The following is a 10864-nucleotide window of genomic DNA, read 5'->3' on the forward strand; positions in this document are numbered from 1 at the left end:
ACGGCTCTTATCCAAAAGATAAGTTTGAGAAAATCAATGGAACCTGGTATTACTTCGACGGCTCAGGCTACATGCTTGCAGACCGCTGGAAGAAGCACACAGACGGCAACTGGTACTGGTTTGATAACTCAGGCGAAATGGCGACAGGCTGGAAGAAAATCGCTGAGAAGTGGTATTATTTCGACGTAGAGGGCGCTATGAAGACAGGATGGGTCAAGTACAAGGAGACTTGGTATTATCTTGACGGTAAAGAAGGTGCCATGGTATCAAATGCCTTTATCCAGTCCGCAGACGGAACAGGATGGTACTACCTCAATGCAGACGGAACAATGGCAGACAAGCCAGAGTTCACAGTTGAGCCAGACGGCTTGATTACGACTAAATAGAAAGGCTTCAAAATAGATTACACCAACCGCAGGCTCAGGCTTGCGGTTTTTTTATTTTACAAAAACACACATTTTGAACGATTAGAAAGCAAAATCACAATCCTATTGTTCAAAAAAGCGTTTACATGAAGAATATGGAGAGGAAATCGTGGTGTATTATTGTCAAAAACGGTGTTTTGTTAAAAATAAAAAACAGTGACCGAAATCACTGCTTATCAGTTGTAGCAAATTCATAAAGTTTTTCCGCTGTGAGAAGTGCCATTTTGTCCATGCTTGTTTTTCCTTTTCTGAGATCAGAAACAGTAGTCCATGGAACTCCAGCACCTTGCGAAATAGTAGATGTAGACATCGAACTGTCTAGCAATTCTTGAATAACTTTTCTCATCTTATTTGTCCTTTTTGTTTTTTAGATAAATATATACATTGATTGCAATTATAAAAATAGCTATTGCGCTGACCATTGCATTTCCTCTTTTCATTTGATAAAATAGAGGTGTGAGGGGCTTTCGCCCCAACCTCTTAGCGTTTACCTTTTTCTTTGACGGGATTTCGGTTTACGCTTTTTGTTTTGCCTTGCGACCGTTATTGCGGTCACTAGACTTGCGATAGCAGTTACCGTTTCAGGAATATTGTCTATTGCCTTTTCAAGTAACCTAAGCCAATCTTCTTTGTTCAATTTCATCACCCCCTTTCCTTATCTTGATTATATTATATCACGGCATACCGAGAAAGTCAAGAGTTTTGATGAAGTTTTTTAAAAAAACAGGGGGCAAAAAAGGGGCAAAAGTGTCGTAAATCTCTGTAAAATGATGTAAAAACATTTATTTAAAAGCTCAAAATATAGCTATTTTAAAAGGTATTGTAAGATATAGTAAAACGATGTAAAGGTATTTGTAAAAGCCGATGAATTATAAAACCACGAATCCTATGTGACTCGTGGTTCTTTTTTATAAACTGGTAGAGTGTTTTGGTTGTACTTTTTGTTCAGGGTCAATGTAGTTGATAGCGTTGTTGACAGCAGTTGGAGCTTCTCCGAGGCCTGTCGCAATCAGATCAATTTTTCCGTCATAGTAGCAGCAGTCACCGATAGCATAGATACCTGCTTGGCTGGATTCTTGTTTGCTGTTGACGATAATCTTGTGACGGTTGAGGTCGAGCCCCCAGTTTTTAAGGTTACCGACAGAAGATTTGAAACCATAGTTGACAAAGAGGTGGTCTAGGTCAATGGTTTCAGTTTCATCAGATTTGACTTTTGTGATTTCAAGTTTATCAAGTGTTTTTCCATTTCCAAGGAGTTGGCCAGGGGCGAATGGTGTCTTGATGGTTACAGATGATTCTTGCAAGGCTTGAACACTGTGTTCCAAGGCACGGAAATTATCTCTGCGGTGAACAAGGGTAGTTGGTGCGATTTTTTCAAAAGCCAAAGCCCAATCCACAGCCGAGTCTCCCCCACCAAGAATCGTCACTTTCTTACCAGCGTATTGCTGAATGTTAGAAACGTGGTAGTGGATATTTTCATAGCCCTCAACCCCTTCAAGTTCCAGCGGACGTGGTTTGAAGGCACCGCCACCCATAGCGATGATAACTGTTTTAGTCAGGTGACTTCCTTTAGAAGTTGTGATGGCAAATTCTTCTTCTTGTTTGTCAATCTCAAGAACCGTTTCATTGAGATGAATAGGGGTATCAAATCCATTTAGCTGTTCAATCAAGCGGTTAGTCAACTCTTCTCCAGTCAGGTTTGGGAAGCCTGGTACGTCTAGGATTTCCTTTTCAGGGTAGAGAATAGCAGGTTGTCCACCTAGCTGGGGAAGAGAGTCGATGATTTGAACCTTGGCTTGGCGTAGGTGGGCATAAAAGGCTGCAAAAAGCCCGACAGGACCACCACCCACAATGGTAATATCATAGAGTTGAGACATAGTTTCTCCTTTGTTTTTTCTAGTCAGTTTATTTTATCATATTTTTGTTCAATGTAAAATGGACTAGGATAGGGAAAAAAATGCCAGAAAATGGTATAATAGGACGAAAGTGTTTTGATAGGGAGGATATCAGGGATGAATTTTCAACAATTATCCAATCTGCAATATTGGACCAGTTTGTTTGCAAGTCCATGGACGATAGCTATCAATCTGATTGATATTTTGATTGTTGCTTATATTTTATACCATTTTACAAAAGCTATTGCAGGAACCAAGATTATGATTTTGGTACGTGGAGTTTTGGTGTTTATTTTAGCTCAAATCCTTGCAAATATGATTGGTTTGACTACGATTTCTTGGTTAATCAATCAAATTATTACTTATGGAGTTATTGCGGCGGTTGTTATCTTCTCTCCAGAGATTCGGACTGGTTTGGAACGTTTGGGAAGAGCGACAGATTTCTTTTCCAATGCCCCTATTAGTGCTGAGGAACAGATGATTCGTGCCTTTGTTAAGTCTGTTGAATACATGAGTCCTCGTAAAATCGGGGCCTTGGTTGCTATTCAGCGTGTACGTACCTTGCAGGAGTATATTTCGACAGGAATTCCCTTGGATGCTAAGATTTCTGCAGAACTTCTCATTAACATTTTTATTCCCAACACTCCCCTACATGATGGTGCGGTGATTATCAAAGAAGAACGTATCGCTGTGACGTCTGCCTATCTGCCCTTGACAAAAAACACAGGGATTTCCAAGGAATTTGGGACCAGACACCGGGCGGCTATCGGTTTATCAGAAGTCTCAGATGCCTTGACTTTTGTCGTATCAGAGGAAACGGGAGGAATTTCGATAACCTATAATGGAAGGTTTAAGCACAACCTAACACTTGATGAATTTGAAACAGAATTACGTGAAATCTTACTTCCAAAAGAGGAAGCGGGTCTTAGTTTTAAAGAACGATTGCTAGGAGGATGGAAACATGAAAAAAAATAGTTTATATATCATATCCTCACTCTTTTTTGCTTGTGTCTTATTTGTCTATGCTACGGCGACGAATTTTCAAAACAGTACCAGTGCTAGGCAGGTAAAAACGGAAACCTATACGAATACAGTAACAAATGTTCCTATTGACATACGCTATAATAGTGATGAGTATTTTATTAGCGGTTTTGCTTCAGAAGTCTCAGTGGTCTTGACTGGTGCAAATCGCCTATCGCTAGCTAGTGAAATGCAAGAAAGCACACGTAAATTCAAGGTTACTGCTGACCTAACAGATGCCAGTGTTGGAACGATTGAAGTTCCTTTGAGCATTGAAGATTTACCCAATGGGCTGACCGCTGTGGCGACTCCGCAAAAAATTACAGTCAAGATTGGGAAGAAGGCTCAGAAGGATAAGGTAAAGGTTGTACCAGAGATTGACCCTAGTCAAATTGATAGTCGGGTACAGATTGAAAATGTCACGGTGTCAGATGAAGAAGTGTCGATTACGAGTGATCAAGAGACATTGGATAGAATTGATAAGATTATCGCTGTCTTGCCAACTAGCGAACACATAACAGGTAATTACAGTGGTTCAGTACCTTTGCAGGCAATCGACCGCAATGGTGTTGTCTTACCGACAGTTATCACTCCCTTTGATACAACAATGAAGGTAACTACAAAACCAGCAGCACCAAGTTCAAGCACATCAAATTCAACTACAAGCAGTTCATCGGAGACATTTTCGTCAACGAAAGCAACTAGTTCAAAAACGAATTAAAAATAGAAAAAAGGATTTTATAAAAATGGGTAAATATTTTGGGACTGATGGAGTCCGTGGAGAAGCTAATGTAGAACTTACTCCAGAATTAGCTTTTAAGCTAGGACGTTTTGGAGGCTATGTTCTTAGTCAACATGAAACGGAAGCACCGAAAGTCTTTATAGGACGTGACACACGTATTTCAGGGGAAATGCTAGAATCTGCCTTGGTAGCTGGTCTTCTATCTGTAGGAATTCACGTATACAAACTAGGTGTTCTGGCGACACCAGCAGTAGCTTACTTGGTAAAAACTGAGGGAGCAAGCGCCGGTGTCATGATTTCTGCTAGCCACAACCCAGCCCTTGATAATGGAATCAAGTTCTTTGGCGGTGATGGCTTCAAACTAGATGACGAAAAAGAAGCAGAAATTGAAGCCTTGCTAGATGCTGCGGAAGACACTCTTCCTCGTCCAAGTGCAGAAGGCTTGGGAACTTTGGTAGATTATCCAGAAGGCTTGCGTAAGTATGAAGGCTACCTTGTTTCAACTGGAACTTCTCTTGAAGGAATGAAGGTTGCCTTGGATACAGCTAATGGTGCAGCTTCTACAAGTGCCCGTCAAATCTTTGCAGACCTTGGTGCTCAGTTGACTGTTATAGGGGAAACACCAGATGGTCTTAACATCAACCTTAATGTTGGTTCAACCCACCTAGAAACCCTTCAAGAAGTGGTCAAAGAAAGCGGCTCAGCTATTGGTTTGGCCTTTGATGGAGACAGTGACCGTTTGATTGCTGTTGATGAAAATGGCGACATCGTCGATGGTGACAAGATTATGTACATCATTGGGAAATACCTTTCTGAAAAAGGACAATTGGCTCAAAATACAATTGTGACAACTGTTATGTCTAACCTTGGTTTCCACAAGGCCTTGGATCGCGAAGGTATTAACAAGGTAGTCACTGCAGTTGGCGACCGCTACGTTGTTGAAGAAATGCGAAAATCAGGCTACAACCTCGGTGGTGAACAATCTGGGCACGTTATCTTGATGGACTACAATACAACAGGTGATGGTCAATTATCCGCTGTCCAATTGACAAAAATCATGAAGGAAACTGGTAAGAGCTTGTCAGAGTTGGCAGCAGAAGTAACCATCTATCCACAAAAATTAGTCAATATCCGAGTGGAAAATGCCGTGAAGGAAAAGGCTATGGAAGTGCCAGCTATCAAGGCTATCATCGAGAAGATGGAAGAAGAAATGGCAGGGAATGGTCGTATCTTAGTACGCCCAAGTGGAACAGAGCCCCTCTTGCGTGTTATGGCAGAAGCGCCTACCACAGAAGAAGTTGACTACTATGTTGATACCATCGCAGACGTAGTTCGAGCTGAAATTGGGATGGACTAAAACTTAGAAAACTAGATGAAAATAAAAAATTATGGTACAATAGCTTATAATATTGTAGCCGAGGGAGAAAGATATGAATCTTAAACGTGAACAAGAATTTGTTAGTCAGTATCATTTTGATGCGCGTAATTTTGAATGGGAAAATGAAAATGGAGCTCCTGAAACTAAGGTGGATGTGAACTTCCAATTGCTCCAACATAATCAAGAAAATCAAGTGACTTCCTTGATTGTCATCTTGACATTTATGATTGTATTTGATAAGTTTGTCATCAGTGGAACCATTTCACAGGTAAATCATATCGATGGCCGTATTGTCAATGAACCAAGTGAATTGAGCCAAGAAGAAGTGGAAACTTTGGCTCGTCCATGTTTGAATATGCTCAACCGTTTGACTTACGAAGTAACTGAAATTGCATTAGACTTACCAGGAATCAATTTGGAGTTCTAATATGAAACTAGCTGTTATCACAGATTCTTCTGCCTATCTCAGTGCAGAGACCTTGCAAAGAGAAGATTTGTATGTCTTGGATATTCCTGTCAATATTGATGGTGAGGAGTATGTCGAAGGCATCAATCTGACTGCTGAGGAATTTTACCCAAAAATGGCTCAGGCTTCTGAATTGCCTAAGACCAGTCAACCAAGTATTGCCAAGTTAGATGAGATCTTAACTTCGCTCAAAGAACAAGGTTATACACATGCCTTGGGGCTGTTCCTATCTTCTGGAATTTCAGGTTTTTACCAAAATATTCAGTATATGGTGGATGACTATGAAGGTTTAACCATTGCTTTCCCAGACACTTTGATTACAAGCGCTCCCCTAGGCATCATGGTTGAAAGCGTCTTTAACTGGCGAGATCAGGGCGATGATTTTGCTATCATTCAGGATAAGCTAGCTATTCAAATCAGCCGTACGTCAGCTTTTATCATGGTAGATGACCTGGATCATTTGGTAAAAGGTGGGCGCCTTTCAAATGGGGCTGCCATTTTGGGCAATTTGCTTAGCATTAAGCCAATCCTTTATTTTAACGATCAAGGTGTGATTGAAGTTTACGAAAAAGTTCGTACGGAAAAGAAAGCAACCAAGCGCTTGATTGAAATCATCAAGGAAACAACGGCTTCAGGCCAATATCGGGTCATTGTCATTCATGGGAATGCTCCTGAAAAGGCTGAAGAATTGCGTCACCACTTGATTGAATCTGGAGTGGGTACGGATATTTCACTAGCTACATTTGGTAGTGTCATTGGAACCCACCTAGGAGCAGGAAGTATTGCTCTAGGTTATATTCCAGTGATTTAGTTGGCACTTTTAGACTAGTTAAGATGCCTTGTATCTTAGCAATTGAACACGGACTACCTGCCTCTTGAAAAAAGATGCCTGTCTTGCCTTTCGTGGCAAGTCAGCGTCATTCCCTATTTTTCATGGGCAGCTAAGGTCCTTTGTATCTTGATAATTGAACACGCCTGGGACCCTGTGTGAAAAAGATAGTTCTTCCAAGGAGTAGACACTTCTTGATCAGAATTCCTATTTTCACTTTGTGTTCTTACAGGCCTTGTATCTTAGACAGGAGTAGAGATGAGTATTCGAGTAATTATTGCTGGTTTTAAGGGAAAGATGGGTCAAGCTGCTTGTCAGATGGTCTTGGCTGATCCAGACTTGGACTTGGTAGCAGTTTTGGATCCTTTTGAGTCTGAGTCAGAATGGCAGGGAATTCCTGTTTTCAAGGATAAGGCTGATTTAGCAGGCTTTGAAGCGGATGTTTGGGTAGATTTTACAACTCCAGCTGTTGCCTATGAAAATACACGCTTTGCTCTTGAAAATGGCTTTGCTCCAGTAGTTGGAACGACTGGTTTCACGAGTGAAGAAATTACAGAGCTAAAAGTATTTTCTCGTGCCCAAGATTTGGGTGGCTTGATCGCTCCAAATTTTGCCTTGGGTGCTGTCTTGCTTATGCAATTTGCAAGGCAGGCTGCTAAATATTTCCCCAATGTGGAGATTATCGAGCTCCATCATGACAAGAAAAAGGATGCTCCGAGTGGAACAGCTATTAAAACGGCTGAGTTAATGGCAGAAGTTCGAGAGTCTATTCAGCAAGGTGCGCCTGATGAGGAAGAATTGATTGCAGGTGCCCGTGGTGCTGACTTTGATGGCATGCGGATTCACTCAGTTCGTTTACCAGGCTTGGTAGCCCATCAGGAAGTCATCTTTGGCAATCAGGGAGAAGGATTGACGCTCCGTCATGACTCCTATGATCGCAGCTCCTTCATGACAGGGGTGAATTTGGGAATTAAAGAAGTTGTCAAGCGTCATGAGCTTGTCTATGGATTAGAACACTTATTATGAGATTAACGCAAATGCCTTCTGAATTTCAGAAGGCTTTACCAGTATTAGAAAAAATTAAAGAAGCAGGTTTTGAGGCCTATTTTGTTGGAGGTTCTGTTCGAGATGCCCTTCTCAATCGCCCTATCCATGATGTGGATATTGCGACGTCTTCTTATCCAGAAGAGACCAAGCAGATTTTTCCGCGAACAGCCGATATCGGAATCGAGCATGGAACCGTCTTGGTCTTAGATGGGGATGAGGAGTATGAGGTAACCACCTTTCGGACAGAGGATGTCTATGTGGACTATCGCAGACCCAGTGCGGTTTCTTTTGTTCGCTCGCTAGAAGAAGACCTTAAGCGCCGTGATTTTACAGTCAATGCCTTTGCCTTGGACGAGACAGGGGAAATCATTGACTTGTTTCATGGTTTAGAAGATTTGGAAAAGCAAGTCTTACGAGCGGTTGGAGTGGCTAGTGAGCGTTTCAACGAAGATGCTCTACGAATTATGCGTGGTTTCCGTTTTCAGGCTAGTCTTGGCTTTGAACTTGAGCCAGAAACCTTTAAAGCTATGAAGACATTGACGCCACTTTTGGAGAAAATTTCTGTGGAGCGTATCTTCGTTGAGTTTGATAAACTCTTGCTGGCTCCATTTTGGAGAAGGGGCTTGGCTTCCATGATTGAGAGTCAAGCTTATGACTATCTCCCTGATCTGGCATCTAGCCAAGACAAACTTAACAGACTGTTTGATTTAGAGACTGATTTCACCTTTGAATCTTCAGAGCAAGCTTGGGCGGCTCTACTGTGGGCTTTGGAGATTGAAAATGCGCAGCCATTTTTGAAAGCTTGGAAGACCTCACGTCAGTTTGCCAAGCAAGTTCAGGATTTGCTGACTATTTTGGCCTTGCGTGAAAAGGGAGAATTGAGCAAGCGCGATTGTTATCGCTTTGACTTGGAGTTGCTTTTACAGGCTGAAAATCTTCGTCAGACCCAGGGAAAACCAGTCAACCCACAAGTCATAACAGAAACCTATCAGAGTTTGACCATTCATGACAAGAAAGAAATTCAGATTAATGGTGGCATTTTGATCAAGGAATATGGTTATCAGCCGGGACCAGACTTGGGAGAGATTTTAACAGAGATTGAGTATGCCATTGTCGATGGAGAATTGGAAAATGACCGTCAAGCCATCCATGCTTATCTGAGGGAGAAAAAATGAGTGATTTTATCGTTGAAAAACTAAGTAAATCCGTCGGTGACAAGACCGTTTTTAAGGATATTTCCTTTATCATCCATGACCTAGACAGAATCGGTCTGATTGGTGTCAATGGGACTGGTAAGACCACCCTTTTAGATGTTCTTTCTGGTGTTTCTGGATTTGATGGGGATGTTAGTCCTTTTTCAGCTAAGAATGATTACCAAATTGGTTACTTGACCCAAGATCCTGATTTTGATGATAGAAAGACAGTTTTGGATACGGTTCTCTCCAGCGACCTCAAGGAAATCCAGCTTATTCGTGAGTATGAGTTGATCATGCTCAACTATAGTGAGGACAAGCAGGCGCGTTTGGAACGTATCATGGCAGAAATGGACTCTCTCCAAGCTTGGGAAATCGAGAGTCAGGTCAAGACGGTTCTTAGCAAGCTGGGGATTCAGGATTTATCTACTCCAGTTGGGGAATTGTCAGGTGGTCTAAGAAGACGGGTTCAGTTGGCGCAAGTTCTTCTTGGCAACCACGACCTCTTGCTGCTGGATGAGCCGACCAACCATCTGGACATTGCGACTATTGAGTGGCTGACCCTCTTTTTGAAAAATTCTAAGAAGACGGTTCTTTTTATTACCCACGACCGTTATTTCCTAGACGCTTTGTCAACACGTATTTTCGAGTTGGATCGAGCAGGCTTGACCGAGTATCAGGGCAATTATCAGGACTATGTTCGCCTCAAGGCGGAACAGGATGAGCGCGATGCGGCTCTTCTCCACAAAAAGGAACAACTTTATAAGCAAGAATTGGCCTGGATGCGTAGACAACCGCAGGCGCGTGCGACCAAGCAGCAGGCTCGTATCAATCGTTTCCACGATTTGAAGAAAGAAGTTTCAGGTGGCGTTGCTGAAACAGACTTGACCATGAACTTTGAAACCAGTCGGATTGGGAAGAAAGTCATCGAGTTTCAGGATGTTTCCTTTGCCTATGAAAACAAGCCTATTTTGCAAGATTTTAATCTCTTGGTGCAGGCTAAAGATCGTATTGGAATTGTTGGGAACAACGGTGTTGGGAAATCAACCCTCCTCAACTTGATTGCAGGAAGTCTTGAGCCGACAGCAGGTCAAGTTGTGATAGGGGAAACTGTTCGCATCGCCTATTTCTCTCAGCAAATTGAGGGCTTGGATGAGAGCAAGCGAGTGATCAATTACCTGCAGGAAGTAGCAGAAGAAGTCAAGACCAGCGGTGGTTCTACGACTTCGATTGCAGAGTTGCTGGAGCAGTTCCTCTTCCCACGTTCAACGCATGGAACCTTGATTGAGAAATTGTCAGGTGGAGAGAAAAAGCGTCTTTATCTCCTCAAATTGCTCTTGGAAAAACCAAATGTTCTCCTCTTGGACGAGCCAACCAATGACCTGGACATTGCTACTCTTACAGTTTTGGAGAATTTCTTGCAAGGCTTTGCAGGGCCTGTCTTGACAGTTAGCCATGACCGCTATTTCTTGGATAAGGTAGCGACCAAGATTCTGGCTTTTGAAGATGGTAAGATTCGTCCTTTCTTTGGTCATTACACTGATTACCTTGATGAAAAAGCCTTTGAAACAGAGATGGCCAATCAAGTGCAAAAGGCCGAAAAGGAGAAAGTGGTCAAGGTTCGTGAAGACAAGAAACGCATGACCTACCAAGAAAAGCAGGAGTGGGCAAGCATTGAAGGCGATATTGAAGCCTTGGAAAATCGTATCGTTGCTATTGAAGAGGAAATGCAGGCCAATGGTTCTGACTTTGGTAAGCTGGCTACTCTCCAAAAAGAATTGGACGAGAAAAACGAAGCACTCCTTGAAAAATACGAACGCTATGAATATCTAAGTGACTTTGATAGCTAGAAGAATAGAAAAATCCTGT

At 42.1% G+C, this 10864-nt stretch carries 11 protein-coding genes and 1 pseudogene; 9 read left to right on the top strand and 3 right to left on the bottom strand.

The features are described from left to right. A pseudogene (locus HT708_RS08035) lies at nt 1-386 on the top strand (N-acetylmuramoyl-L-alanine amidase family protein); the annotation flags it as partial. Between the two features lie 205 nt (nt 387-591). Here HT708_RS08035 and HT708_RS08040 read toward each other — a convergent pair. The 3 genes from HT708_RS08040 to HT708_RS08050 form a co-directional block, all read right to left on the bottom strand. After that, nucleotides 592-771, bottom strand: coding sequence for a hypothetical protein (locus HT708_RS08040; protein ID WP_001233346.1), 180 nt, complete (start codon nt 769-771; stop codon nt 592-594). Between the two features lie 141 nt (nt 772-912). Further along, nucleotides 913-1062 (bottom strand): hypothetical protein, encoded by a 150-nt coding sequence (locus HT708_RS08045; protein ID WP_001030863.1) that lies wholly within the window; start codon nt 1060-1062, stop codon nt 913-915. Nucleotides 1063-1333: 271 nt separating this feature from the next. Continuing rightward, nucleotides 1334-2302, bottom strand: a complete 969-nt coding sequence (locus HT708_RS08050; RefSeq protein ID WP_000080999.1) for an NAD(P)/FAD-dependent oxidoreductase — start codon at nt 2300-2302, stop codon at nt 1334-1336. A 135-nt stretch (nt 2303-2437) separates the two neighbouring features. Here HT708_RS08050 and cdaA point away from each other — a divergent pair, with 135 nt between their 5' ends. The 8 genes from cdaA (at nt 2438) to HT708_RS08090 (ending at nt 10845) form a co-directional block, all read left to right on the top strand. Then, nucleotides 2438-3295: a diadenylate cyclase CdaA gene (gene cdaA / locus HT708_RS08055; RefSeq protein WP_050251552.1), complete on the top strand. Its 858-nt coding sequence runs from the start codon at nt 2438-2440 to the stop codon at nt 3293-3295. After that, nucleotides 3282-4061, top strand: coding sequence for a CdaR family protein (locus HT708_RS08060; RefSeq protein WP_172926242.1), 780 nt, complete (start codon nt 3282-3284; stop codon nt 4059-4061). The genes cdaA and HT708_RS08060 overlap by 14 nt, the downstream gene beginning before the upstream one ends. Nucleotides 4062-4086: 25 nt before the next feature. Continuing rightward, entirely contained in the window at nt 4087-5439 is a 1353-nt protein-coding gene (gene glmM / locus HT708_RS08065; protein WP_050207911.1) for a phosphoglucosamine mutase, read from the top strand. Between the two features lie 73 nt (nt 5440-5512). Further along, complete coding sequence (locus tag HT708_RS08070; RefSeq protein WP_001050094.1) at nt 5513-5887, top strand: DUF1149 family protein; 375 nt, start codon at nt 5513-5515, stop codon at nt 5885-5887. Between the two features lies 1 nt (nt 5888). Beyond that, entirely contained in the window at nt 5889-6737 is an 849-nt protein-coding gene (locus HT708_RS08075; protein WP_000762177.1) for a DegV family protein, read from the top strand. 276 nt (nt 6738-7013) lie between these two features. Then, nucleotides 7014-7781 (top strand): 4-hydroxy-tetrahydrodipicolinate reductase, encoded by a 768-nt coding sequence (gene dapB / locus HT708_RS08080; RefSeq protein WP_000027869.1) that lies wholly within the window; start codon nt 7014-7016, stop codon nt 7779-7781. Further along, entirely contained in the window at nt 7778-8977 is a 1200-nt protein-coding gene (locus HT708_RS08085; RefSeq protein WP_078374274.1) for a CCA tRNA nucleotidyltransferase, read from the top strand. Before dapB ends, HT708_RS08085 begins: the two co-directional genes overlap by 4 nt. Beyond that, nucleotides 8974-10845: an ABC-F family ATP-binding cassette domain-containing protein gene (locus HT708_RS08090; protein ID WP_172926243.1), complete on the top strand. Its 1872-nt coding sequence runs from the start codon at nt 8974-8976 to the stop codon at nt 10843-10845. Before HT708_RS08085 ends, HT708_RS08090 begins: the two co-directional genes overlap by 4 nt. The last annotated feature ends 19 nt before the right edge of the window (nt 10846-10864 follow it).

It is taken from the genome of Streptococcus sp. 3613, from assembly GCF_013277375.1.
GTDB lineage: Bacteria > Bacillota > Bacilli > Lactobacillales > Streptococcaceae > Streptococcus > Streptococcus pseudopneumoniae.

Coding starts and splice junctions, on each gene's coding strand:
- glmM (WP_050207911.1), top strand. CDS start 4,087: ATGGGTAAATATTTTGGGACTGATGGAGTCCGTGGAGAAGCTAATGTA.
- HT708_RS08070 (WP_001050094.1), top strand. CDS start 5,513: ATGAATCTTAAACGTGAACAAGAATTTGTTAGTCAGTATCATTTTGAT.
- cdaA (WP_050251552.1), top strand. CDS start 2,438: ATGAATTTTCAACAATTATCCAATCTGCAATATTGGACCAGTTTGTTT.
- HT708_RS08040 (WP_001233346.1), bottom strand. CDS start 771: ATGAGAAAAGTTATTCAAGAATTGCTAGACAGTTCGATGTCTACATCT.
- HT708_RS08090 (WP_172926243.1), top strand. CDS start 8,974: ATGAGTGATTTTATCGTTGAAAAACTAAGTAAATCCGTCGGTGACAAG.
- HT708_RS08050 (WP_000080999.1), bottom strand. CDS start 2,302: ATGTCTCAACTCTATGATATTACCATTGTGGGTGGTGGTCCTGTCGGG.
- HT708_RS08075 (WP_000762177.1), top strand. CDS start 5,889: ATGAAACTAGCTGTTATCACAGATTCTTCTGCCTATCTCAGTGCAGAG.
- dapB (WP_000027869.1), top strand. CDS start 7,014: ATGAGTATTCGAGTAATTATTGCTGGTTTTAAGGGAAAGATGGGTCAA.
- HT708_RS08060 (WP_172926242.1), top strand. CDS start 3,282: ATGAAAAAAAATAGTTTATATATCATATCCTCACTCTTTTTTGCTTGT.
- HT708_RS08085 (WP_078374274.1), top strand. CDS start 7,778: ATGAGATTAACGCAAATGCCTTCTGAATTTCAGAAGGCTTTACCAGTA.